The sequence below is a fragment of the Nibrella viscosa genome, from assembly GCF_039541875.1.
Taxonomy (GTDB): Bacteria; Bacteroidota; Bacteroidia; order Cytophagales; family Spirosomataceae; genus Nibrella; species Nibrella viscosa.
Genome location: NZ_BAABHB010000002.1, coordinates 440,570 through 466,526 on the forward strand (window position 1 = coordinate 440,570; position 25,957 = coordinate 466,526).

18 protein-coding genes are annotated in these 25,957 nt (G+C 54.5%); 12 read left to right on the plus strand and 6 right to left on the minus strand.

The features are described from left to right. Window positions 1-101: 101 nt before the first annotated feature. From ABD931_RS06445 to ABD931_RS06470, 6 genes are all read left to right on the plus strand, one after another. Window positions 102-491 carry an IPT/TIG domain-containing protein gene (locus tag ABD931_RS06445; protein WP_345265135.1) on the plus strand — a complete coding sequence of 130 codons (390 nt, stop codon included), beginning with the start codon at window positions 102-104 and terminating at the stop codon, window positions 489-491. 146 nt (window positions 492-637) lie between these two features. Further along, on the plus strand, window positions 638-3,760 hold the full coding sequence (locus tag ABD931_RS06450) for a sensor histidine kinase (protein ID WP_345265137.1): 3,123 nt from the start codon (window positions 638-640) through the stop codon (window positions 3,758-3,760). Window positions 3,761-3,783: 23 nt separating this feature from the next. Next, entirely contained in the window at window positions 3,784-4,524 is a 741-nt protein-coding gene (locus tag ABD931_RS06455) for a LytR/AlgR family response regulator transcription factor (RefSeq protein WP_345265139.1), read from the plus strand. Window positions 4,525-4,540: 16 nt separating this feature from the next. Further along, complete coding sequence (locus ABD931_RS06460) at window positions 4,541-7,654, plus strand: sensor histidine kinase (RefSeq protein ID WP_345265141.1); 3,114 nt, start codon at window positions 4,541-4,543, stop codon at window positions 7,652-7,654. A 133-nt stretch (window positions 7,655-7,787) separates the two neighbouring features. After that, window positions 7,788-9,170, plus strand: a complete 1,383-nt coding sequence (locus ABD931_RS06465; protein ID WP_345265143.1) for a vanadium-dependent haloperoxidase — start codon at window positions 7,788-7,790, stop codon at window positions 9,168-9,170. A 28-nt stretch (window positions 9,171-9,198) separates the two neighbouring features. After that, window positions 9,199-9,603 carry a vanadium-dependent haloperoxidase gene (locus ABD931_RS06470; RefSeq protein ID WP_345265145.1) on the plus strand — a complete coding sequence of 135 codons (405 nt, stop codon included), beginning with the start codon at window positions 9,199-9,201 and terminating at the stop codon, window positions 9,601-9,603. A gap of 66 nt (window positions 9,604-9,669) precedes the next feature. On the opposite strand, the gene ABD931_RS06475 is transcribed toward ABD931_RS06470, so the two are convergent. Then, window positions 9,670-10,473 (minus strand): class I SAM-dependent methyltransferase, encoded by an 804-nt coding sequence (locus ABD931_RS06475; RefSeq protein WP_345265147.1) that lies wholly within the window; start codon window positions 10,471-10,473, stop codon window positions 9,670-9,672. 133 nt (window positions 10,474-10,606) lie between these two features. Between ABD931_RS06475 and ABD931_RS06480 the strand changes: the two genes are divergently transcribed. The 3 genes from ABD931_RS06480 to ABD931_RS06490 all read left to right on the plus strand — a co-directional run bounded on the left by ABD931_RS06480 (window position 10,607) and on the right by ABD931_RS06490 (window position 15,066). Next, a complete protein-coding gene (locus tag ABD931_RS06480) occupies window positions 10,607-11,653 on the plus strand; it encodes an SDR family NAD(P)-dependent oxidoreductase (RefSeq protein WP_345265149.1) in 1,047 nt (348 codons plus the stop codon). 86 nt (window positions 11,654-11,739) lie between these two features. Further along, window positions 11,740-14,166: a beta-propeller fold lactonase family protein gene (locus ABD931_RS06485; protein WP_345265151.1), complete on the plus strand. Its 2,427-nt coding sequence runs from the start codon at window positions 11,740-11,742 to the stop codon at window positions 14,164-14,166. A gap of 84 nt (window positions 14,167-14,250) precedes the next feature. After that, window positions 14,251-15,066, plus strand: a complete 816-nt coding sequence (locus tag ABD931_RS06490) for a peptidoglycan-binding protein (protein ID WP_345265153.1) — start codon at window positions 14,251-14,253, stop codon at window positions 15,064-15,066. 21 nt (window positions 15,067-15,087) lie between these two features. On the opposite strand, the gene ABD931_RS06495 is transcribed toward ABD931_RS06490, so the two are convergent. Further along, entirely contained in the window at window positions 15,088-15,600 is a 513-nt protein-coding gene (locus ABD931_RS06495; RefSeq protein ID WP_345265155.1) for a dihydrofolate reductase family protein, read from the minus strand. Between the two features lie 88 nt (window positions 15,601-15,688). Here ABD931_RS06495 and ABD931_RS06500 point away from each other — a divergent pair, with 88 nt between their 5' ends. Beyond that, complete coding sequence (locus ABD931_RS06500) at window positions 15,689-18,118, plus strand: penicillin acylase family protein (protein ID WP_345265157.1); 2,430 nt, start codon at window positions 15,689-15,691, stop codon at window positions 18,116-18,118. Between the two features lie 19 nt (window positions 18,119-18,137). Here the strand turns inward: ABD931_RS06500 and ABD931_RS06505 are convergent, their stop codons facing one another. The 3 genes from ABD931_RS06505 to fbaA all read right to left on the minus strand — a co-directional run bounded on the left by ABD931_RS06505 (window position 18,138) and on the right by fbaA (window position 22,947). Next, window positions 18,138-20,768, minus strand: coding sequence for a DUF5686 and carboxypeptidase regulatory-like domain-containing protein (locus ABD931_RS06505; protein ID WP_345265159.1), 2,631 nt, complete (start codon window positions 20,766-20,768; stop codon window positions 18,138-18,140). Between the two features lie 146 nt (window positions 20,769-20,914). Then, complete coding sequence (locus ABD931_RS06510; RefSeq protein WP_345265161.1) at window positions 20,915-21,766, minus strand: mechanosensitive ion channel family protein; 852 nt, start codon at window positions 21,764-21,766, stop codon at window positions 20,915-20,917. A gap of 101 nt (window positions 21,767-21,867) precedes the next feature. Next, on the minus strand, window positions 21,868-22,947 hold the full coding sequence (fbaA, locus tag ABD931_RS06515; protein WP_345265163.1) for a class II fructose-bisphosphate aldolase: 1,080 nt from the start codon (window positions 22,945-22,947) through the stop codon (window positions 21,868-21,870). 293 nt (window positions 22,948-23,240) lie between these two features. Between fbaA and ABD931_RS06520 the strand changes: the two genes are divergently transcribed. Next, complete coding sequence (locus tag ABD931_RS06520) at window positions 23,241-23,723, plus strand: MOSC domain-containing protein (RefSeq protein WP_345265165.1); 483 nt, start codon at window positions 23,241-23,243, stop codon at window positions 23,721-23,723. Here the strand turns inward: ABD931_RS06520 and ABD931_RS06525 are convergent. Next, window positions 23,720-24,913 (minus strand): MFS transporter, encoded by a 1,194-nt coding sequence (locus ABD931_RS06525; protein ID WP_345265167.1) that lies wholly within the window; start codon window positions 24,911-24,913, stop codon window positions 23,720-23,722. The two genes, ABD931_RS06520 and ABD931_RS06525, sit on opposite strands and share 4 nt — an antisense overlap. A 137-nt stretch (window positions 24,914-25,050) precedes the next feature. Between ABD931_RS06525 and ABD931_RS06530 the strand changes: the two genes are divergently transcribed. Then, window positions 25,051-25,899 carry a helix-turn-helix domain-containing protein gene (locus ABD931_RS06530; protein ID WP_345265170.1) on the plus strand — a complete coding sequence of 283 codons (849 nt, stop codon included), beginning with the start codon at window positions 25,051-25,053 and terminating at the stop codon, window positions 25,897-25,899. Window positions 25,900-25,957 lie beyond the last annotated feature (58 nt).

Below are 25,957 nucleotides of genomic sequence, written 5' to 3' on the forward strand. Positions count from 1 at the left end.
CGGCTAAGCGACTCCCGTCAGCTACTCAGTCGGCATAGGTTCCGGGTCGGGCGGAGGCTAGCTTTGACTCAACAATCAAGCAACACAAACCAGTCAAAGCCATGAAAACCTCACGCAACTTCTTTGCCCTGTTCCTGTTCGCTACTGTTCTGTTAATGAGCGCCTGTGAGCCTAACATGTCAATTACTCCGCAAGCCGGTCAGCAACCTGCATTCAACTTGAATCAGGAAACGACACCCAGCATCAGGTACATGCTGCCGCTGAGCGGTGCCGTCGGTACGCCGGTGCGTTTGTACGGCCAGCACTTCAGCCTGACAGCCTCCGACAATCAGGTTTGGTTTGGCGACACGCCGGCAACGGCCGTCAAGGCGGCATCTACTCGGGAACTGATTGTGGAGGTCCCAGCCGGAGCGCGGAGTGGCGCCATTCGCATCTTCGTTAACGGCCAAAATTACACCGGGTCTGTGTTTACGGTCACATCACCTGATTGATGGGTATACACATTATGGCATCAACAGCCAATTTCAGGACCAACTAACCATAGCTACGGCAACAACCGCATCCTGTGCGGTTGTTGCCATATTATTTTGAAAATGTGTATTTTAGTTTATCCGTAAAAGCCTGCCCCATTCTGTTCATGAAGTTGTCAATACTTTCGCGGCTCCTGACCTTTACGCTGTTGTTGGCGGGGATTTATGAGAGAAGCTTTGCTCAGCCAATCCAATTCGAGCAGCTGACAGACAGACAGGGCCTGTCGAACAATACCATTCGGTGTATGTATCAGGATCGGGAGGGCTTCATGTGGTTTGGCACCTGGAATGGGCTTAATCGCTACGATGGCTATACATTTACCGTCTTCAAACCCAACCCTAAGGACCCCGAGCACAGCATGCAGGGAAGTATGGCCGTTGATATCCATGAGGACCGGTCCGGGCGCTTCTGGGTAGCTACCGGTGCGGGGCTTATCCTGATAAATAAGCAAACGGGTGAGATTACCCCGTTTGGCATTCCGCCCATCCGGCTTAATTTTTCCAATATCCTTTGTAAAATTTACGAAGACCGGAAGGGACTTTTCTGGCTCACCGCCGACGGTGCCATCCTACGCTTTAATCCGGATACAAAAGAGTTCAAAAAATACCCGCATTCCTTTAATAGTTGGTTATACGGAATATTGGAAGACCAGAAGGGTAGGATGTGGACGGGCGGGGTTACGGGTCTCTACCAATTCCATCCGCAAACCGGTGCTTTTACGCCTATCGTTCTGGACTCCACCTTAGCCAAACAGCCTTATGTAGCCTCCCTTCATTTGGATAAACGGGGCTTTCTATGGGTGGGTACCGAAGGAGAAGGTATTTTCAGGATGGACACCCGGCTTGCCACACCCCGGTTTGTCCGGTACAATCCAAATGGTATTATTCACCAACGTATCCGCGCTTACGACCAGGGATTTTTCGAAGACCAGCAGGGCTTTCTGTGGGTTGTCACTAAAGAAGGTCTGCAACGCATTGATTCCCGAACCGACCAGGTAATCACGCTGACTACGCATGAACTTCAGGCCCGTGGTCTGTTTTCCAACGGCATATCGTGCGTCTATCTGGATCGGTCAGGCACCTTATGGATCGGCACCGACCAGGGCATCAGCAAGAGTTTATCGTACGCCCGCAAGTTTCAAATGCGGCAAGTAACGCCCACTACGAGTTCACTGCCTCAAAATAATGTCGGTACGCTGCTGGAAGACGCACAGGGTACACTTTGGCTGGGTAGAGATGGAAAGGCGTTTAGCCAGACCTACAGTACTGGCTTTTATCGATTAGCGCCTGCCTCAGGCTTGGCTACTCCTGTAGTGGTTGCGTATCAGAACAAGCATCTCTCACCGGAAGAAGAAATATCGGCTTTGTATGAAGATGCTAAAAAACAGCTTTGGGTTGGTTCCTCAACCGGTTTAACCCTCATTGATCAAACCCGCCGTACAAGCACCCATTATCCATTCGATATGCCTGTCACCAAAATTGTTGCCGACAACCGGGGTAAACTTTGGCTGGTCGTGGGTGAATGGGGTGGATACATTGCCTGTTTTGATCCGCAAACCGGTCAATCTACCGCTTACAGGAAAGAAGTAGGTTCCTCGACAGACCGGAAAAGGTATATCGGTGTAAACAACTCCACACCAAGAGACCTGCTCGTAAGTCGTACCGGCGATATTTATATAGGTACCCTGGGCGCTGGAATTGACCGGCTGAACCCCCAGACCGGCGAGTTTACGTATTATACACCCACTTATCCGTTTGATAGGAGACACATCAATGACAGAGATGCCATTTCACTTTATGAAGATGCCGATGGCATTATCTGGGCCGGAACAGTGGTGGGGGGCCTGAACCGGCTGGACCCTGCCACCGGCGAATTTACATTTTACTCTACTCACAATGGCTTACCCAGTGACCAGATTGTTAGCATCATCGGAGATGCCAAAGGGAATCTGTGGCTTGGTACCGACCAGGGGCTTTGCCGGTTTGACCCCCGAACCCGAACGGCCCGCACCTACACCATTCATGATGGCTTGCCCGCCAATGAGTTCCGCGAACGGGCGGTATACCGTCGGGGTGACCGGCTGTTGTTTGGTACAGCCAATGGCGCGGTTATCTTCCACCCCGACAGCCTGCCGGACAATCCAACCCCCCCACCGGTTTACCTGACCAGATTTGAGGTCATGGGGAAAGCCCAGCCGTTACCCGCCGGTCCGGTTGAATTTCCTCACGACCGTAACTTTTTGGCCTTCGAATTCGTAGCCATCAACTACCATGCTCCGCAGAAGAACCAGTACGCATACAGGCTGGAGGGGATTGATAAAGACTGGGTCTACAGCGGCACCCGGCGATTTGTGAGTTACTCAGACCTAAAGCCGGGTACTTATACGTTCCGGGTGAAAGCAGCTAATAACGATGACATTTGGAACGAAAAAGGGGTGTCGCAGGTAGTTATCATCCATCCACCCTGGTGGCGCACCTGGTGGTTTACTACCCTGGCAATTGCTACGGGTTTCAGTCTGATGTATACAGGGTACCGTTACCGGGTAGAGCAGATTCGCCGGGGGGAACAGCAAAAAGCGGAGTTCAGCAAAAAGCTCTCGGAGATGGAGATGCAGGCGCTGCGGGCGCAGATGAACCCCCATTTCATCTTCAACAGCCTCAACTCCATCAACACCTTCATCCTGAAAAATGATCCCGAATCGGCCTCGGAGTATCTGGCCAAGTTCTCCCGGTTAATCCGGCTTATTCTGCAAAACTCCAGTCAGCCGGTGGTTACCCTGGAGAATGAACTGGAAGCCCTACGGCTGTACCTGAACATGGAGTCTCTGCGCTTCCGGAACAAGTTTACGTACGCTATTGAGGTTGATCCGGAGGTCGAGACCGATGTAATTGAAATCCCTCCGCTGCTGATACAACCGTACATAGAGAACGCCATCTGGCATGGCCTGATGCACAAGGAGGGAATTGGTCATGTCGGCATCAACCTCCATATGGCTGATGATATGCTGGTCTGCATCATTGAAGATGATGGCGTGGGGCGCAGGCGGGCGGCTGAACTTAAGAGCAAATCGGCCACCCGGAGTAAGTCGCTGGGGATGCAGATAACGGCTCACCGCATCAAGCTCATCAACGAGTTGCACGGCAGGGAAACCACCATGCGGATAGTCGATCTGGTAGATGCGACAGGGGAAGCCTGCGGCACCCGCGTGGTCTTACACATTGCGGTATAATACATCAGAAAATACCTCAGGCCATGATAAAAGCAATTCTGATCGACGATGAAGAACACTGCCGGGAATCGCTGTCGATTCAACTGGAGAAGTACTGCCCGGAGGTGAAACTAATGGCCGCCTGCTCATCGGCGGCCGAGGGGCTCAACGCCATTGAGCAGCACCATCCCGACGTGGTGTTTCTGGATGTGGAGATGCCCCGGATGAACGGATTTGAACTGTTGCAGCAGTTTCCGGAGATACCCTTTGAGGTTATTTTCACCACCGGTTACGATGCCTACGCCATCAAGGCTATCCGGTTCAGTGCGCTGGATTACCTGCTGAAGCCCATCGAAAAAGACGAACTGGTCAAAGCTGTAGCCAAGGTGCAGTCCCGCCCGGTGCATCCCGTGAATCAGCAACTGGACATTTTGCTGGAGCGGCTGGCGGGTAAACCCATCGGCCTGCAAAAGATTGCCCTACCCTCGCTGGAAGGCTTTGAACTGGTGATGGTCGACAATATTCTCCGCTGTGAGTCAGACAGCAACTACACCCATGTTTATCTCAAAAATGGTCGTAAAGTCCTGGTGGCCCGTACCCTGAAAGACATTGAAGAATTGCTGGAAGGTCACTCGTTTCTGCGGGTGCACCATTCGCACCTCGTCAACCTGAACGAAATTGAGCGTTACGTGCGGGGGGAGGGCGGCTACCTGATTATGAGCGATAGTTCGTCGGTGAATGTATCCCGCAGCCGCAAAGACGCCCTGCTGAAAATCTTCGGCTGAGCCGGCTGGTGTTACCATGAGAGAAAAAGGATGCTTACCGCATTTTTGCCTGCTGCTGGTTATCAGTGGCCGGATACTCTGCGCCCAGCCGGATAGCCTTCAGTTTCAGTATCATGCCGTTAATCCCGAACGGCCCCTGCGGGTCATATTTGGTCTGTACCAGGACCAGGAGGGATTTATGTGGATTGGGTCTTACCAGGGCCTTGCCCGGTATGACGGAACAACCTTTACCCTCTACAAAAACAAGACCGATGCCCTGGATTCCGGCCTGACCATAAGCTCCGGACGTATTTTTAGTTTCGAGGAAGATCAGAAAGGCCATCTTTGGTTCCCAACCAATGGGAGTGGTCTGCATCAGCTCCACAAACGTACCGGCGAAATTAATGTTTATCCCGTAGACTCTGGTCGCTCCAGAGACTGGAATTACGCTACATCTATCTTTAAGGACCAGCAGGGCAGGTTCTGGCTAAACTGTACGCCTGGACTTGCCTGTTTTGACCCGGTCACTCAGCGGTACGTGTTGTATACATCGCCAAAAGGGCAGCTGATTGATTTTATGCAGAAAATCAGCCCGCATCAACTTTGGGGTATAAATTCAGAAGGACTTTGGCGGTTCGACCTGAAGACCCACCGGTTGGTCTGGTTGCCGCTGGTGTCAGCGTCCGGTAAAAAGCTTAGCGCTAATTCTGTCCACATTGATGCCCAGGGAACCGCCTGGATCGGAACGCTTTCCGACGGCCTGTTCCGGGCAGATACGAGCGGCAACAGCCGGACTGCCACCCCGTATAACCCCATGGGATTAGTGAGCAATCCCATGGAACGGAATAGCGTGTATGAGGCCGACGGCTACCTGTGGCTGGCCACCAAACGAGGGCTCCAGCGTATTAATCCGAGAACCCATCAGGTGATTACCTTTCGTTCTAATCTCGCCATGCCAACAAGCCTCATTACAAACGATATCCTTACCGTTTATAAGGATCGTATGGAGAATCTGTGGGTGGGTACCATTGTGGGCATAAACCGGACTTCCCTGCTTCCTGCATCGTTCGAACGACACCAGATTACGCCGGCTCCGTACCCCTTTTACCGTCAGGAAAACGTTATTCTATCCATTCTGGAAGACCATACCGGCACCATCTGGGTGGTTAATCAAGTGAACGGACTGTTTCGGCTCAACCCAAAGACTCATCGGTTAACGCAGGTAGTTATTGACCCGAAGGTGGATATGGCCAGGCTGGCTGGACGGAATTGGTCGCTCTGCGAAGACCGTCAAGGGCAATTGTGGGTAGGCGTTGGCCCCAATCTTTACCGGTTAAACCGAACCACTGGTCAGTTTTCCCGGTTTTTCTGCGACTTCTTCATACAGCGTATCTGTTTGGATAAGAACGGTAAATTCTGGCTGGCCGGTTACGAAGGTACCATTTCGCCCTCAACAGGCTTACCGGCGCCGAAGCCCCGGCTTGCGTATTTTAATCCGGCAACCGGAGCCATTACGCACTATCGAATGGACGCAAAAGACCCTAGCCGTTCTGTTCCGGGAGATATTCGAAATCTGTTAATCAGTGAGACAGGCCATTTGTGGCTTACCACCAGTGGAGGGCTCAGCCGGTTCAATCCGCAAACAGGTCGGTTCACGCACGTTCAGCCGCAGTATCGCCGGGCCGAATACAACCATGATCTGACCTGCCTGTACGAGGATCACCAGGGTCTACTCTGGATTGGATCCCGGAGTGGCGGATTGAACCGGTTCGATCCCCGAACCGGTCTATTCACCCAATATACTACCCGGCACGGGCTGCTTGGCAACCGGGTCAATGGCATTTTAGGAGACCAGTGGGGGAATTTATGGCTGGGTACTGACTATGGCCTCTCACGCTTTACCCCGGCAACCGGTACCTTTCGCAGCATCAACGACAATGACGGCTTACCCACAGTACGCTTTTTTATGGAAAATAGCGCCTATAATCATCAGGGTAAATTGCTGTTCGGTACCCGCAGCGGTTTTTTCAGTTTTTATCCGGATAGCCTCAAAGAGCCCGCACCGGTTGAGCTTCCGGTGCATATCACCGGCTACGCCGTGCGGGAGCAAAGCCGCCCCTTGCCGGAGGGACCCATTGAACTGAACTATGACGAAAATTTTCTTTCGTTTGAGTTTGTCGCCGTCAATTTTGATGCGCCGGCCCGAAATCGGTACGCTTATCGGTTGGTAGGTCTGGAGCCTGATTGGGTTTACAGCGGCAGTCGCCGGCAGGTCAACTACACCGATCTGGCACCCGGCCAGTATGAGTTCCGGGTACAGGCAACGCGGGATGATAAAACCTGGCACCCGGCTGCAGCCAGTATCATCCTCATCATCCATCCGCCCTGGTGGCGCACCTGGTGGTTTGTGTCGCTGATGATTGCCACCGTGCTTAGTCTGGGTTATCACGCGTTTCGCTATCGGGTGGAGCAAATCCGGCGGGAAGAGCAGCAGAAAGCAGCGTTCAGTAAGAAACTCTCGGAGATGGAGATGCAGGCGCTGCGGGCGCAGATGAACCCCCACTTCATCTTCAACAGCCTCAACTCCATCAACACCTTTATTCTTAAAAACGAACCTGAGTCGGCTTCGGAATACCTGGCCAAGTTCTCGAGGCTTATCCGGCTGATCCTGCACAACTCCAACTCGACGGTGGTCACTCTGGACAATGAACTGGAAGCCCTGCGGCTCTACCTGGACATGGAGTCGCTGCGCTTCCGCAATAAATTTACCTATCGCATTACCATCGGTCCGGAGGTGGAGCCGGATATAGTAGAGATTCCCCCGCTGCTGATTCAGCCGTACGTGGAGAATGCCATCTGGCACGGGATTATGCACAAAGAAGAACCGGGTCATATACGAATCAGCCTGGACATGGCCGGGGACATGCTGGTGTGCAACATTGAAGACGACGGCATAGGACGCAGGCGGGCGGCCGAACTGAAGAGCAAATCGGCAACTAAGCGCAAGTCGCTGGGCATGCAGATCACTGCGCACCGCATCAAGCTCATCAACGAATTACACGGTAAAGAAACTACTATGCAGGTCGTGGATTTGGTCGATGCGTTGGGCGAACCTTGTGGCACCCGCGTGGTATTACACATTGCCGTCTGAACGTCAATTACTCACCCAAACCGGAAACTAACTCAGGATTACAGCAGGCTACGCACTGGTAATAGATTTTTAGAACGGTGTCCTATACGTTTGATAGCGTTAACACATCCTTTAACCAAAATCTGTTACGACAATGAAACACGGATTTATACGTCCGATCAGGCACAGTTTTAACGGTAAACTGTGGGTTGTATTCCTGTTACTGTGTACGTTGTCCAGTTGTCAGGAGGTCGCTCAGTTGCCGGAGTCTTTGTCTCCAAAAGCAGCCCGAAAACCGGCAAAGCCGGGTGATGAAGGAGCCGATGTTGTTTACAACTGGTATAAACTCATTCAACGGCTGCAACTACGCGAAGCTCCGCAGCCGGTGGTGCTGGCTCAGTTCAGAGCCTTTGGATACATTGGGGTAGGTCTTTATGAATCCGTACAGCCGGGTATTAACGGCGCATCCAGTTTAGCGAAACGACTGTACCAGATGCCCGATATGCCCAAGGCGAAAATGTCGGAGGATTACCTGTGGGCCGAGTCTGCCAACGCAGCCATGGCCAGTATGTTCAAGCTGTTTCTGGGCAGCCTGAGTACGGCAGCGAAAGCCAGCATCGACTCCATGGAAACGGCTACGTATAACCAGTTGCGGTTAACGACCTCCAACGAGGTGATGCAGCGCTCGCAGGCCTTTGGACGGGCCGTTGCCCAGGCTATCTTCCAGTGGTCTACGACCGATAACTTCACGCTGGCCAGTCCGGGCTATGTCCCGCTGAACGAACCCTGGGCTTGGGTGCCTACTCCGCCTGCCTTTGCGGCTCCGATCGGTGCTAATCTACAGTACTCAAGACCTTTCCTGGCGTACAGCCTGACGGCGACGGCACCTCCGCTACCCTTCCCGTATTCGGAAGACCCTTCGTCTGCGTTCTACAAAGCGGTAAAAGAAGTGTACGACGTTGGAAACGCCCTGACAGTCGAGCAGAAAGCCATTGCCAACTGGTGGGCTGATGCGGGCGGTCCGGGAACAGGCCTGCCGGCTCCTTATCATCTGCTGTCGATTGTCACCAGCGTACTGGAAAGTCAGCAGGCCGGTCTTTGGCGGGCGGTAGAGGTGTATGCCAAAACCGGGATAGCCATGAAAGACGGGCCTATTATTTTCTTCCGGGCAAAATATCAGTATAACCTGATCAGACCGGTTACCTACATCCGGCGACACATTGATGCGGGCTGGTCGTCTTTTCTGATCAATCCACCTTATCCGGAGTATACCTCCGGGATCATCAGCCTCTATGGCCCCGTGATTGAGGTATTAATACGCCAGTTCGGTGATATACCGGTCACGGATAATGCCTATGCCTGGCGGGGTTTGCCGGCCCGGCAGTATAACTCGCTGTCCGATTTGCTGACACAGACTGCTGTGTCGAGGGTTTACGGAGGCCTGCACTACCAGTTTACGCAGGATATTTCGGTTGCGATGGGCAAAGCGCTGGGCGACAAGATAAACAAGGTTCAAATTGTAGGGCCTGAGTATTAGGGTTCTCCTGTCGAGGGCTAATGGCTGGGTGCTCACGTCGGGTGCTCAGTTTCGGCCGGTTGAAGTGCCCCATGTGCTCACCAGTCCGGTATATACGGCTGACTATAACGAGGTGAAGGCCTTAGGCGCAGCCAACAGCCTGACTCGCACGCCTGATCAAACGCAGATTGGTCTGTTCTGGCTGGAAAACGCCGAAATAGGCTGGAACCGGATTGCGCGTATGGTGGCCGCCGGGCAACCGCTGGATGCCTGGGCGTACGCCCGGCTGTTTGCCCTGCTGCATGTAACCCTTTCGGATACCTACATCGCCGTGTTTGATGGTAAATATCACTTTAATCTTTGGCGACCCATAACGGCCATTGGTAACCATGTTTTCAATCATGCTTTCCAGAAAGGCGTACCGCTGCTCAACGCGACCAGCCCGAAAAAGTAGTTTGCCAATGTCCTGCTTTGAGCCCCGCAGCCGACAACTGCGGGGTTTTGCTTACAGGAATAGTAATTACCCCTGCGCTTCAACCGCCAGCAGGTATACCTGCATCGACTCGCCCACGGTGGCAATCCAGTTGTCGTAAGTACTAATGGCTTCCAGCCGGTCTGCTTCCGTAATATACCCCGCTTCGACTACTTGCGACCCCCGGATCTCGGCCACCTCCGACCAGAGCCGGCTGCTGACGGCAAAGGTTGGATCGCTGCGGTGCGTGGTCTCAAACTGCGGTTCAACATGGATATGGGTCAGGCCGATGGTGCGCATCAGGTCTGCCAGGTGGTCAGCAATGGCGTTGTCGAAACCGGCATCGGCCCGCCATTGCAGAAATGCCCTGTAGAATTGCTGCATGGCCTCCGGTGGGTCGGGCGTCCACCGGATTTTCTCGTGGTTATAATCCAGAATGGCGAGGTGGCCGCCGGGTTTTAGCCGTTGCTTCATCCTGACGAGAGCATCCTGCGGCCGGGCCAGCCATTGCAGCGTGCGGGCGCAGGTGACCAGGTCGAAACGCTCCGCTGTCTCAAACGTATAAATGTCGGCCTGCTGAAACGTAAGCTGGGGTATACCGGCGGCATTCCGGTGGGCCTGTGCCAGCAGGCTTTCGCTGGGGTCGATACCCAGCACCCGGCCCGATGGGCCTGCTTTTTCGGCGATGCTGCGGGTAATGGCTCCTGAGCCGCACCCGACATCCAGCACCGACAGGCCGGGCTTCAGGTACTTCAGCAGATTTCGGTTACTGTTCTCAACGGTACGGCGTTCCAGCACCGGGTTGGGGGCGTCGGGCATTTTCGCCGGGTCGGTATCGGGTTGATTGGACATGCTTTGCGTGTAGATAACGCAAATTAATAAAACCATTCACTCAGTATGGCGTAAATTTCGGTAACATTCCGGTTGCGTAGCGGTTCCAGAAAAGGGTATGACTGCCCGAATGAAAACCAAACGCGAAACCGACATGAGCTCATCTGAGAACAACGGCACCTCCGGTGTATCGGCACTATGGTGGGGACTGGCCGGCATTGGGGCTGTAATTGCCGCCCGCACCTTTATCCGGCAACAGCGTAAAACAGATTTCTCCGGGAAAACGGTGGTGATCACCGGCGGCTCACGCGGCCTGGGGCTGGTAATGGCGCGGCAGTTTGCCCAGGAGGGTGCCAACCTGGCCATCTGCGCCCGCGATCAGGAGGAGCTCGACCTGGCCCAGACTGAGCTGGAGCAGTACGGTGGCCGGGTGTTTGCCTTTGTGTGCGACCTGACCAATAAATCGGAAGTAAAGGCATTTATACTGCGGGTACAGCAGGAGTTAGGCCTAATCGACGTGCTGGTCAACAATGCCGGGGTTATCACGGTAACTCCGCTGGAGCACGCTACGGAAGAGGATTTCCGGCAGTCGATGGAAACACATTTCTGGGCCTGCTACCATACCATCAGCGAGGTGTTGCCCCAGATGCGGGAGCGAAAAGCTGGTCGTATTGTGAACATTGCTTCCTTTGGCGGCAAAGTCCCGGTACCGCATCTGGCACCCTACGTGACCAGTAAATTTGCGTTGGTCGGCTACTCCGAAGGGCTGCGGGCCGAGGTGATGAAAGATAGTATTTACGTAACCACTGTTTGCCCCGGTCTGATGCGCACCGGCAGTCCACGCCACGCCATCATCAAAGGGCAAAACGAGAAGGAGTATGCCTGGTTCAAAATTGGCGACTCTTTGCCGCTGCTGGCCCTCAGTGCCGAGCAAAGCGCCCGGAAAATCATCGACGCCTGCCGCTACGGCCAGGCCGAACTGATCCTCACCCTCCCGGCCAAACTGGCTTCTGTATTTCACGGTATATTCCCGGGCCTGACCACCGATATATCGTTCCTGGTCAACGCCCTCTTACCCGCACCGGGCGGCATCGGATCCCAGCGCACAACCGGCAGCGCCAGCGAAACGGAACTGACGCAGTCTTTTCTGACAAAACTGACCGACGACGCGGCTGAAGCCAATAATGAACTGGTCAGCTAAGCGGGCTTGACTAAGATTTACAAATTCATAATACAGCCGTGTTGGTTAAGCAGTACCTTTAAGGCCACTAACCTTACCTTCACGTTATGCGCCTTCGCTACCTGCTTCTTTGCCTGCTCCCCTTTACGGCACCGGCTCAAAAAAACGCGTCCCGCGAACAGAAAGCATTTCAGTCGCTGGAAGCCAAACGGGTTACCCTGCCCAACGGCTGGAGCCTGACACCCTACGGCCGCTCGCTGCCGCTGGGTGATTTACCGCTGAATATGGCCGTTTCGCCATCCCGGAAACTGCTGGCGGTAACGAACAACGGCTACGCTAAACACTCCATTCAGCTTATTGATATTGCGACCGAAAAAGTGCTGGATGAGATTGAGATTCAAAAAGCCTGGTTGGGGCTGCGGTTCAGCCCCGATGGTACCAGGCTGTATGCGTCGGGTGGGAATGACAATCAGGTGGTCATCTTCAACGTAGCTGGCAACCAACTGGCCAAAGCCGATTCTATTTCGCTGGGCAAGCCGTGGCCCAACCGCATCTGGCCAACTGGTCTCGAACTGAATGCCAAAGGCACCACGGTGTACGTAACCACCAAAGATGACAGCTCGCTCTACGTCTGTGATGTAGCTGCCAAACAGGTGCGTAATCGGATTAAGCTGCCCGCTGAAGGGTACACCTGCCTGCGGTCGCCGGTGTCGGAGGAGCTGTACATCTCGCTGTGGGGTGGCGAAAAAGTACTGATCTACAACCCGGCGCAGCAGCGCATCACGGGCGAGATTCCAGTTGGCAGCCATCCTAACGATATGCTCATTACCCGCAACGGCCGGTATCTGTTTACCGCTAATGCCAATGACAATACCGTTTCGGTCATTGACCTGAAAACCCGCCGGGTCGTCGAAACTATGGTGACGGCCCTGTACCCGGATGCACCGGCCGGTAGCACACCAAACGCTTTGGCACTCAGCGCCGACGAAAAGACCTTGTTAGTCGCCAATGCCGATAATAATTGCCTGGTTTTGTTCGACATCACCCGAGTTGGTCGTAGTCGCTCACAGGGCTTTATCCCAACGGGCTGGTACCCGACAGCCGTCAGGGTGGTCGGGAAAAAAGTGCTGGTGGCTAACGGCAAGGGCTTTACCTCCAGGCCCAACCCAAACGGACCTAACCCGGCGAAGCGGAGAGAACCCGATACGCAGCATATTGGCGGATTGTTTACCGGAACGTTGTCTGTGTTCGAGATGCCGGACCAGGGGAATCTGGCAGCTACATCACAAATCGTGTATCGGAATACGCCGTATACCAAAGACAAAGAAAAACAGGCGGCCGGCGAGGCCAATAATCCCATACCGCGCCGGGTAGGAGACCCCGCAACAGCGGACCGCTCACCCATCAAATACGTATTTTACATCGTTAAGGAGAACCGCACCTACGACCAGATTTTCGGGGATATGCCCGAAGGCAACGGCGACCCGAACCTGTGTTTGTTTCCGGAAAAGGTAAGCCCCAACCACCACGCACTGGCCAGGGAGTTTGTGTTGCTCGATAACTTCTACGTCGATGCCGAAGTCAGCGCCGACGGCCATAACTGGTCGACGGCCGCCTACGCCACCGACTACGTCGAGAAAATCTGGCCGATGAGCTATGGCGGCCGGGGCGGTACCTACGATTTTGAGGGGAGCCGCCGGACCGCTTTCCCCAAAAAGGGATTCATTTGGGACTACTGCCAGCGGGCAGGCATTTCATACCGGAGCTACGGCGAGTTTATGGCGTACTCCAAACAGAAAGGGTCGGCATTGACAGGCCATATGGCGCTGGCTTTTCCGCCCTACGACCTGAGTATAAAGGATATAACCCGCTTTGAGGCCTGGAAAAAAGATTTCGATAGCCTGCTGGCTATTAATGCCGTGCCCCGGTTTAACTCGTTACGCTTCAGCAACGACCATACCAGCGGAGCCCGCATTGGGGCACCAACCCCCTTTGCTCATGTAGCCGACAATGACCTGGCCCTGGGGCTTTTTGTCGAGTACCTGTCTAAAAGCCCCATCTGGAAAGAATCCGCTGTGTTTGTGCTGGAAGATGATGCCCAGAACGGTCCCGACCACGTGGATGCCCACCGGTCGCCGGCGCTGGTCATCAGCCCCTATACCAAACGGCGGCACGTAGAGCATACCATGTACTCGACTTCCAGTATGCTTCGGACAATGGAGCTGATTCTGGGTCTGCCGCCGATGAGCCAGTACGACGCGGCCGCTACGCCCATGTTTGCCTGTTTCACCAATACGCCTGATCTGAGACCCTACACCCACCGCCCGGCTCAGGTAGATTTGGAAGCCAAAAACACCGCCTGGAACGAACCGGCCCGGCGTTCACAAAAATTTGACCTGCGCTATGCCGATACGCTCGATGATTACGAGTTCAGCGAAGTAATCTGGAAGGCCGTCAAAGGAGAGCAGTCGGTGATGCCCGCGCCCCGGCGCGGAGCGTTTGTGCGGATTGCCAAAACGGATGATGACGACTAGCGCGCTGACCTTTTGCTAAGCCATTTTCCGCTTCCATGCCTAAACCGTGTAGTATTGCAGGTATAAATCCTGCCTGCTACACCTATGAAGAAAACCCATTTCAAAAACGAACTGGCCCTGGCCGACACCTGCAAAAAAGGAGCCGAAGGTCCGGTTGTCAAACGCATTCAGGAGTGGCTGTGCCTGACTCCGTTGCGGTTTCCGGAGGCCGTAACGGCTACGGCGGTAGACGGCAAGTTCGGTAGTGCCACCGAGCGGGCCGTGCGTAACTTTGAGGAGGCTATCGGCCAGAAACAAACCGGTGTGGTGACACCGGAGTTGTTTCATCGCCTGGCCGAACCACTGGCTATGGCTTTCCAGGCACCTCCGGTTGCCGGGCCGGCATCTATCCATCAGGGTATTCTCCACTACGCCCGTATCCACCTGCGGCAGCGGGCTACCGAACTCCAGTCGGCGCAGGAACAGAATCTGGGTCCGTGGGTGCGCAGTTATTGCGATGGCTACGAGGGCTCACCGTTCAAATGGTGCATGGGCTTTGTGCAGTCGGTGCTGGACCTGGCCGCGTCGGGTGCCGGGCGCGACTATACGGCCATCATGCCTGCTTCGCTCAGTTGCGATGTAGTGGCCATGGCGGGCAGGCAAAACGGACGGCTCACCGACAGCAAATCGGTGCGGAGTAACCCAAAGCAGGTGTTGCCGGGTGATGTGTTTTTGCTGAGATATCCCAACCTGAACGACTGGTATCATACCGGCATTATTACCCGCGTAGTTGGCGACTGCTTTGAGACTATCGAAGGCAATACCGACAGCAAAGGGTCCAGCAATGGAACGGCCGTGTTTACCCGCACCCGCAACTTCCGCACCACAACCATTGATGTATTTACCGTAGAAGGCCTGTAGCCTACCGGGATCAAAATAACGTTACACGCGCTCGTATCGGGCTTCGACCAGGCCGGGCGGGTAAATCTTTGTGCTGGTGAGTTTCAGCTCCGTCTGGCGCGTGTGGGGCTTAAACAGGGGAATGCCGTTGCCCAGAATGGTGGGGTGAATAAACAGAATGTACTCGTCGATCAGCCCGGTCTTCTGCAGGTGCTCAATCACGTTGGCTCCGCCCACCAGCCAGATATTGCCGCCCGGCTCTTCTTTCAGCGAACGGGTAAATTCCGCAATATCCTCCGACACAAATTCGACCCATTCGTCGTGCGTGCGACTAGTATCGCGGGTGAAAACATAGCTGGTTTTGTCCTGGTACGGATAATCGCCGAAAGTCAGGACCTGTTCGTACGTCTTGTGGCCCAGCAGCACCGTGTCTATTGACCGGTAAAAGGCCGTATACCCAAAATCTTCATCGGCCAGCAGCCAGTCTACCTCACCATTTGACCGGGCAATGTAGCCGTCCAGGCTGGTGGCAATAAAGAGTATAAGCTTTCGCATAGGTTAGTTGGTTGGGGTTGCGGGACTGGTACTTTGGAAGAAAAAAGTAAATGTCTACTTTTATTACCCTACTGTCAAACCCTACCCTATGCGATTTGCTGCTTTCCGGCTGTTTCTTCTCGTTTTTTTATTCAGTAACCAGATATCCTGTGCGCAACAGGATAAGTTATTACGAATCAGTGGCTTGCGGCAACCGGTTGAGGTGCTGCGCGACAGCTGGGGCGTAGCGCATATTTACGCCCAAAACGAACACGATCTGTTTTTTGTCCAGGGCTATACGGCAGCCTCCGACCGGTTGTTTCAGCTTGAAATCTGGCGACGGCAGGCCACCGGCACCGTGGCCGAACTGCTGGGGCCGCAGGAGGTGAAACGCGACATCGGCACCCGATTGTTCCGGTTTCGGGGTAATCTGAACGAGGAACTGACGCATTACCACCCCCACGGCCCACAGATTGTTCAGGCCTTTGTTGATGGTATAAATGCTTACATCCGCGAAATCCGGCAAACGCCCGACAAGTTGCCGTTTGAGTTTAAGCGCCTGAAAACTCAGCCTGAGTACTGGACGCCCGAGGTGGTTATCAGCCGCCATCAGGGGCTGCTCAGCAACGTCCGCGACGAACTGAACAACGGACGGCTGGTACACCTGCTTGGTGCCAACCACCTGCGGCAGGTGCAATGGTTTCATCCGGCCCGCAACGTAAATGAACCCGACCTGACACTGCACGTAACCGGCGATGAACTGTTTCAGCCGATTCTGGAATTATATGAAGCCTTTAAGCTGCCGCTGAAGTTTCCGGCACCGGGCGAGAAGGTAGGGCAGCAGTGGAGTGAGGAAGAAGCGGCCAACTGGTTTGATGCCGAAAAGCAGTATGTGGGGTCCAACAACTGGGTACTTAGCGGAGCGCGTTCGGCCAGTGGTTTTCCCCTGCTGGCCAATGATCCGCACCGGGCGCAACAGGTGCCGTCGCTCCGCTATTGGGTCCATCTGAATGCCCCCGGCTGGAACGTGATCGGAGCCGGAGAGCCGACCTTACCGGGTGTATCCATCGGGCACAATGACCACGGGGCCTGGGGACTAACCATTTTTGAAACTGATAACGAGGATCTGTATGTCTACGAAACGAATCCCGCCAATCCCAATCAGTACCGCTACGATGGCCGGTGGGAGTCGATAACGACGCTGACGGAAACCATTCCTGTAAAAGACCAGGAGCCGGCGACCGTAACGCTGAAATACACCCGCCACGGTCCGGTGGTCTTTGAGGACGCCAAAAACGGTAAAATTTATGCGGTAAGGGCGGGTTGGCGCGAGGTGGGTTGTGCGCCTTATCTGGCCAGTCTGCGTATGAACCAGGCAAAAAACTGGGAGGAATTCCGGCAGGCCTGCACCTACAGCCGTATCCCCGGCGAAAACATGATCTGGGCGGGGCGGCCATCCGCGGGGCGGCAGGGCGACATAGGCTGGCAGGCGGTGGGTATCTCGCCTATCCGCCGGAAGTGGACGGGGCTGGTGCCGGTGCCCGGCGACGGACGATTTGAATGGGACGGTTACCTGCCTATCGACCAGTTACCGCATAAACTGAACCCGCCCGAAGGCTATGTCGTAACTGCCAACGATAATCAGACACCCGCCGATTTTCCGCACCGCAATGCCGTGGGCTGGGTATGGTCCAATCCGGTACGCTCAAACCGAATCCGGGAGTTGCTGACCAGTAAACCCAAACAAACTCTCGCTGATTTTAAAGCCATTCAGGCCGATTACCTCTCCATGACCGCCCGGGCCCTGGTGCCGTTGTTAAAATCGCTGAAAGGCAGCCGTGAACCGGTGGAGTGGGCGCGGCAGCAGTTGCTAAAATGGGATGGTCAACTGGCCGCTAATTCGGTGCCTGCTTCCATTTACGTGTTATGGGAAGGATACCTGCGGAGTGTTCTGTACCAGGCGGCTCTACCCGACAAGGCTCGTCGGTACCTGAAAAATATCCCCACCAAACGCATGGTCGACTGGCTGACCGAACCCGAAACGACCCTGGCTAAACTGCCAACCATAACCGGTGCAACAACGGCAAACCGCGATAGTCTGTTACTAACCTGCCTCGATTATGCCATGCAGGACCTAACCCAACGCCTGGGACCCGACCGCAGCCGCTGGCAATACGGTCAACCCGACAATAAGCATATTTATCTGGAGCATGCGTTAAGCGACTGGCTCGATGAGAATGAGCAGGCTCGCGTAAATGTTGGCCCGGCACCCCGCGGAGGCTACGGCGAAACGGTCAATAATACCGGCAGCAGCTTAAACCAGGAGCATGGGGCCTCTTTCCGCATTCTGGTCGACACGCAGGACTGGGACAAAACGCTCGGCATCAACAGCCCCGGCCAGTCCGGCGACCCCGCCAGTCCGCACTACCGCGATCTGTTCCCGATTTGGGCCAGGAATGACTACTTCCCCGTCTATTTCTCCAAAGAGAAGATAAAGACGGTGACGGAGAAACGGCTCCTGCTGTACCCCGGAATGTAATTCCGGGGTACGGGGTACATTACCGCCCAAACGTCAGCGTCGTGCCTACCCGGAAGCCTACCCGCTGATAGGTAAAATCCTGCCATTGCGTAACCACTTCAACGCGGAACAGGCGGAGAATGCCATCCAGGCCGTAGCCTACTTCGGTGTAGTGGCGGGAGGCCGGGGTGCCCAGATAGTGCACAAACAGGTTCTCTTTCAGGCCGGTCAGGCGAACGTAGGTGATCTGGGTCAGCAGGAATTTGCGGAACTCCGACAGCACGTGGGCCTCTACAAACCGCTTGCCGGTGCTGTAGTCGTAGTAGGGCAGCATCCGGTAGATGGACGTAGGATCGCCCTGCTGGAAGAAGAACTGGTTGCCCTGGAAGTGGCGGAAGTCCGGGAAGTACACCGACCGGTTGTTCAGGAAGCCCCCCACCCGCACATCGTAGCTGAGCCGGCTGCGGATACCCGTCTCGAACGAGTGGCTGATGCCGGCCTGCACAAAGTCATAGTCGACATTGCTGCCGCCAAGGCCGGCAATCCCTTTGCGGTAGTTGAGCATCAGCAGTGGACTGGTGTTGCGCCGGTTTACCCGCCGACCGTTTGAGATTCGGTAGCTGCCGGCTTTCAGTCGGCCGGTAGCCGTCAGGTTCAGCACCAGCGCCTGATGGGTGGGAAAAGCGGCCGGGCCAATCTCGGCGTTATCGGGGCGGTTGGGCGTGAAGGTGAACTGGTTCCAGTCGATCCAGGGTTTCAGGTTTTCGCGGTAGTTGGCCAGTTCCGACCGCTGGGCATAATCGAGGCTTCCTGAAAAATTGATGCGCCCTTTGAACGGCTGGGCATCCAGCGACAGATTAGCGAAATAGTCCTTCTGGTAAAGCTTCATAAAATTACGCTCAAACAGCAGCGTAGTGAGCGTATTCAGCGCCGGACTGATCGGTGGCTCCGGATTGAACTGGTACAGGTAGCGCCCACCCGACAGCCGCAGGTTCGTTCGGTTGTGGCGGTACTGCGCGGTGGCATAGCCTACAAACTGCCGGCGGCCAAACTGATACCGGCCAACCGGATGCAGGCTGATCTCGTCTGTTCGCTTCTGGTTCAGGTAATGCGTTAGCTTCAGGCCGCCTTCTACCACATAGCCCTCTACGGTATTATAGGCAAGGCTGCTGACCAGGTCATCCCAGGTCAGCGTGGTTCGCTTGCTCAGATTCCAGGTGTTGCCGGTAATCAACTGACCGACCTGAAACGTGCGGGCGTTCGTTGCCTTCTTTGTACTGTCCTTCTGCACCTTTATCTCCCGCGTAATCTTGAGACTGTCGCTGCGCACGTAGCTTTTCGATTCGGCACTTGTGAGTGGCACGGTGCGGAGGGAGTCCCAGAAAGTCACGTTTCGCCGGACTGCCAGGGAATCGACAATGGTGGAGTCGTTGCGGGTAACGGCCACTTCCTCCTTGTTTTCCTTGCGTTCTTTCCGCTCCTGCTTTTCGTATTCCTTAATGAGCTGCTTCAGGTTTTTGGTCGAATATTCTTTCTGCTTCGCTACCATATCTCCCAGCTTCTGTCCCTTAATGTCGCGGTTGCTGAGCTGGGTGGCCGGCTTTTCTTTCTTTTCGTCGATCACCTGAATGTCTTCCACAAAAGCGGGGTTTACCTTCAGGTCATTGAACGTCTGGCTGATGACGAACTGACCATTACCCGCTACGCCAAAGATTTTGCCCCGAACGTCGTACCGCTGGTTGACCGGCATCCATACGCCCTTGATCGGACTGTACAGGTGGCGGATATTGACCGTCAGCCCCTCAAAGCCGATAGTCTCCAGTTGTAAACTATGCAAAGCCCAGGTGCCCTCAATGATGTAGATGACACCCCGGAACACCCCTTCGCCGTAGGAACGCGGAATGACTTTGATCTTGTTGATATCGACACCCTGCTCGCGGTAGGTGCCTTCGTATTCAAACTTGTAATAGGCAAAAGCTTTGGGCGACAGGGGAGAAACCGTTTTGGCTACTTCGGGCTGGTAAAAACTGGTGAGGAAATACTGGTTCACCGACATATTCTCGCCTACGGAGTTTCGGGAGGCAATTACCCGCTGCCGGTAGGTATTCGGCTGCTGGAACGTCACTTCCGACACCGTTTCGTTCAGCATCGGCACGCCTTTCTTGAAATTGGCTTCTTTTTCGGCTTCTTTCAACTGCTTTTTGTAGAGAAACTCCATTGGCAGGTCGGTGATAGTAACCGATACTTTGGAGTAAGCGCGGGCGGTGTAGCTCAGCACCTGAAGCTGGTGGAACTTGGCTTTGGCAATAGCCCGGCGCATGATGCTGTAGGCGGCATCTTCCTGATTGGAGCCGACCTTCACCTCGTTTAAGTTGAACGCCTGCTCTTCCAGCGATACAGGGAGTTCAGTAAAGCTGTTGCCGACTTCCACATCTTTCTGAACCGTTTTAAAGCCCAGGTATTGGAAAACAATCTGGTAGGTGCCCGGCTTCAGCGCCAGTTCAAAACGACCTTCGGCATTGGCCATCGTACCCGTTGATGTGCCGCGGGCAATAACGGCCGCGTACGGCAGCGGTTCCCCTTTGGTTGTCTGTATCGTTCCCCGAATGCCCTGGCTAAGAGCCAGAGCCGGAAGAAGCAAGAGCGTAAGCAGGATAAAGTGTAGTTTCATAAATGGGGATAGATTCAAGTCGTTAGTCAATAGTCGATAGTCAATAGTCGTTAGCCCTATCAACTATTGACTAAAAAACTAAGATAAGTCGTTTGCCTTTCCAGGTAGCCAGATGCTGTTTTCGGCTGAAAGGTTGCTTGTGCTGGCTACGATTGGGTTTTAATATACACATCGCGCTGCGGAAACGGAATGGTAATACCCCGCTGACGGAACCGCTCGACAATCATATATCGCAGATCGCTGCGGACTCGCTCAATCCGGAATACTTCGTCGCTGTAAAACAAAAGGCGGAACTGAAGGGCGGAGTCGGCAAAATCGATCAGCCATACCTGCGGTGGCGGGTCTTTCACAACCTGACTGTGGGCATGAGCGCAATCCAACAAGATTTGTTTGACCAGATCGGTATCGGAATCATAGGCAACGCCTACCACGATATCAAACCGGGTTTGAGCCGTCTGGTGGGTGTAGTTGACGACCTTGTTGCTGGTAATCAGGGAGTTGGGGATCAGTAAGTGAATGTGATCGCGGCTTTCCACCTCTGTCAGGCGCATCCGGATAGAAATCACCCGTCCAACGGTATTTTCGACCTGAATAATGTCGCCTACTTTGATCGTCCGGTCAATTAAAATGATAATGCCCGAAATAAAATCGTCGAACAGGTGCTGTAAGCCGAGCCCAATGCCGACAAACAGAGCGGCCGTACTGGCCAGCAGGATGTTGAGCTGAATACCCAGGGCCTCCAGCGACATACCAAAGGCAATGACAAACGCCAGGTATTTGAATAACTGATAGAACGTGTACGCACTGGAGGAGTCCAGTTTCCGGCGCTTTTCCTGCCGGGTCAGAAACCGCCTGAATGTCCAAAGAATAGCCCTGGTAATCAGAACGATCAGGACAACGGCAATCAGTTCTTTGGGTGTCAGTTTGAAGCTGCCCAACCGGAGTAACTCATAGTTCAGGAATTGATTGAGCGTCTCCTGTAGTTGCGTATCATTCATGCGGATGAATTGGGTCCTGGAACGAAGAAACGAAATTATCCGGCAAAGAAAAAGCCCTCATCCGGGTGGGAGAGGGCTTTCGATCGCTATACTTACGGTGCTTACGCCAGGCGGTTGATGCAGTTGAGGTCTTCAAACGCAACGGTCAGTCGTTTCACCACGCTTTCTTCGGCCTTGCGCAGCCAAACGCGGGGGTCGTAGTATTTCTTGTTCGGCGAATCGGGACCTTCGGGGTTTCCTAATTGCCCCTGCAGGTAGTCCTTCTTCGACTCGTAGTAATTCTTAACGCCTTCCCAGGTGGCCCACTGAATGTCGGTATCGATGTTCATTTTGATGGCCCCGTAGCGGATGGCTTCGCGGATTTCGTCGCGGGTGGAGCCGGAACCGCCGTGGAAGACGAAGTTCACCGGCAGCGGACCCGTTCCGAATTTCTCCTGGATGTAATCCTGCGAATTTTTCAGGATAATCGGCGACAGCTTCACGTTGCCGGGCTTGTATACACCGTGTACGTTACCGAAGGCAGCCGCAATGGTGAAGTTTGGCGAAATTTTGTTCAGCTCTTCGTAGGCGTAGGCCACTTCCGAGGGTTGGGTATACAGTTTGGAATCATCTACGCCGGTATTATCCACACCGTCTTCTTCGCCACCGGTTACGCCGAGTTCAATCTCCAGCGTCATGCCCATTTTGGCCATCCGCTCAAAGTACCGGCAACTGATCTCAATATTTTCTTCGATCGGCTCCTCCGACAGGTCGAGCATATGCGAACTGTAAAGGGGCTTACCGTACTGGTCGAAATGGCGTTCGCTGGCATCCAGCAGGCCATCTATCCACGGCAGCAGTTTCTTGGCACAGTGGTCGGTATGCAGAATAACCGGAATGCCGTACAACTCGGCAACGTTATGGATGTGAAGCGCTCCCGAAATAGAACCGGCAATGGCCGCCTGCTGCTTATCGTTGGGCAGGCTCTTGCCCGCGTAGAAGATACCTCCGCCGTTGGAAAACTGAATAATAACGGGCGAGTTTACGGCCTTTGCCGTTTCCAGAACCGCGTTCACGGAATTGGTACCGACGACGTTTACGGCCGGCAGGGCGTAGTCATTTTCGTTGGCATGACGGAAGATTTCAGAGACACCATCGCCCGTTACGACGCCTGGTTTGAATCGGGTTGCTACCTCACTCATTGTCAGGACAGGATTGGATTAACAAACAGTTTTTAGACAAAAAGAAGAAAAAGTTCGCCGGAATTGAGCCGGACAGGCACTTTATCAGATTACTTTGCAAAGTACAATTTATTTCGCCACAACGAATCGGAAATCCTAAAAAGTTACTAAACAGCCTTTTGCGTTCAGGTGTTATATCTGATGCTCGGTAGTAGACTTTAGACGTTAGACAATAGATGTTAGACCTAATCAATTAGGGTAAAAGACATCTGGTATCTGATGTCCCGTTATATAGTTTTCAATTCGCTCTTCCTATGAATACAACCCTCTCCGCATTGCAGAACAACTTTCCCCGGCCGGGCCGTCTGGAGTGGATCAGCATTCGCCCTGTTCAGCGGGGGCCGGTGCAGGTGGTTGATGACGTAGAGGTATCTCCGGATAAAGGACTCGTTGGCGATCACTACAGCGGCCGCAGCGGTACCCGCCACGTTACGCTCATCCAGGCCGAGCACCTGCCCGCTGTGGCTGCCCTGACCGGCCACCCGGAGGTAGACCCCGGCCTGTTGCGCCGGAACCTGGTGGTATCGGGCATTAACCTGCTGGCGCTCAAGAACCAGCGATTCCGGATCGGCCCCGAGGTGGTTCTGGAAACTACCGGCGAATGTCATCCCTGCTCGCGCATGGAAACCAACCTCGGCCCCGGCGGCTACAACGCCATGCGCGGCCACGGTGGCATTACGGCGCGGGTTATCCAGGGCGGAACCATTCGGGTGGGGGATGAAATCAGCGTACCCTAATACAGTTTTACCTTTCTGGAAAGCACGGCGGAAAGCAGCATCATTACGCCGACCAGCGCCAGACCATACGCTAACCCGTACCCTTCGGCTACAAACCCGATAATGGGCGGACCGGCCAGAAAGCCGATAAAGCTAAAGGTAGCAAAGGTGGCCAGACCGGCGGCCGGGGCAATACCCGGTACCCGCATGGAGGCCCCGTACAGAATGGGCGCTCCCAGCGAGCAACCGGCTCCCAGCAAGGCAAAGCCCAGCAGCGCCGTAGCCGGGTAAGGCAGTAATGTGGCTACCGCAATACCTACGGCTCCAACCAGTCCGCTGATCTGCAGCCAGCGTTTTGCCCCAACCAGCGGCACCAGCGCGTCGCCGGTAAAACGGCCCAGCGTCATCGTCAGCGAGAAACAGCCAAAGCCCAGGGCGGCTACCTGACTGGTGGCGCCCAGCGTCTCGCGCAGGTACACGGCACTCCAGTCAAACGCCAGTCCTTCACCCATGGCAACGGCTAATCCAATGATAATCATCAGGAGCAGGTCGACATTCGGTTTGACAAAGGATACGCTCGACTCGGCTTTCTGGGTCGGAATGCTTTGCAGCAGCGGCCGCAGCGAATACGTCAGCAGGGCAATCAGGGCGGCCATGATCATCACGTGTACATTGGGCGGAATATGCAGCGCAATGGCGAGTCCGGCAATGGCCGAGCCCAGCATACCACCTAAGCTCCACATCCCGTGGCTGGAGGCCATGATCTGAATGCCGTCGGCGCGTTCGATGTTGGTGGCGGAGGTGTTCATGGCCACGTTGAGCAGGGCGCTGCTGAGGCCGTTGATTAATAAACCGGCTACCAGCAATGATATATGATTGGCGTTGATGGCCAGACACATGCCCAGGCAAAAGATCAGGGCACCGTAGAAGCAGGCTTTGGCTTCGCCGATCCGGGCAATGATCCAGCCCGTCAGCGGATTCATGATGAGCAGACCCACCGGCATGGCAAACAGCGTCAGGCCCAGCCCGGCATCGGAAAGCTGCAGCTTCTGTTTAATATGCGGAATATGGGCTACCCAACTGCCGAACAGCAAACTGTCGGAGGCAAATACCATACCCACCGCCCGCGCCTGAGCGTGGGTAGCGAAGGTGCTTACGTTGCGGACCAAAAGATTGTCGCGCCAGCTAAACGTTGATGTACTTGTATTCATAGCACAAAAATAGCAGGTTTAGGCCGCTTCTTTCTTCTGCTTAATTTGCCGATTACAATGCTTTATTGACGTACTGATTGAAAATTGCTGATTGTTTTAGTTAATTTAGGACAAGGGTTGTGCTCAATCTACGATCTATGAAGCTTCAATTCGAAAAAATAGAGCCCGAAACCGGTAGTTCTTTCCGGTTGATGCACCATACCGAGCCGGACTTGTGTGGGGTGTACTGGCATTATCATCCCGAACACGAGATTGTGTATATCCCACGGGGTAGTGGTAAGTGCCACATTGGCCGGCATATATCCCGCTACGAAGGGGGCTACCTGGTATTTATTGGCCCCAACGTACCGCACCTGAACTTTGGGCACGGGGCCGACCTGTATTCGGAGGAGTTGGTGGTGCAGCTACGGCAGGATTTCATGGGCGAACCCTTCCTGAACCGGCCCGAACTGGCCGCTATCCGGCGGTTGTTTGAGTGGGCACACCAGGGGCTTTCCTATGGCGAAGAAACCCGAAATCAGGTAGGGCCACTGCTGATGCAACTTCCCGCGCTGGCTCCGTTCGACCGGATGCTGCTGCTGCTGCGCATTTTCCAATACCTCGCCACAACCACGGATGTAACACCCCTCCACGCCGATGGTGTCCGGTTCGATCTGAACCCCCGCGAGCAGGAGCGCATCAATCGCATTGTCCGCTATGTCGAAGACCGCTATCGGCAACCCATCGACATGCAGCAGGTAGCCGATCTGGCCAACCTGACGGTACCTGCCTTCTGTCGGTATTTCAAGCGAATGACGCAAATGACCTTCACCGATTTTGTGAACGAGTACCGCGTCAACCAGGCCCGGCATCTGCTGAATAGTTCGCGTACCGTGGCCGACATCAGCTACGAAGTTGGTTTCAACAACCTGTCGCACTTCAACAAAACCTTCCGCGCCGTGACCGGCCAGACGCCATCGGCCTACCGGCACGAACTTGTGGGTTAAGGTTGTATGTGTAGGTCATAAAATGTTCCTGACGAGACGTGCCAGCTTTTACCTGCCT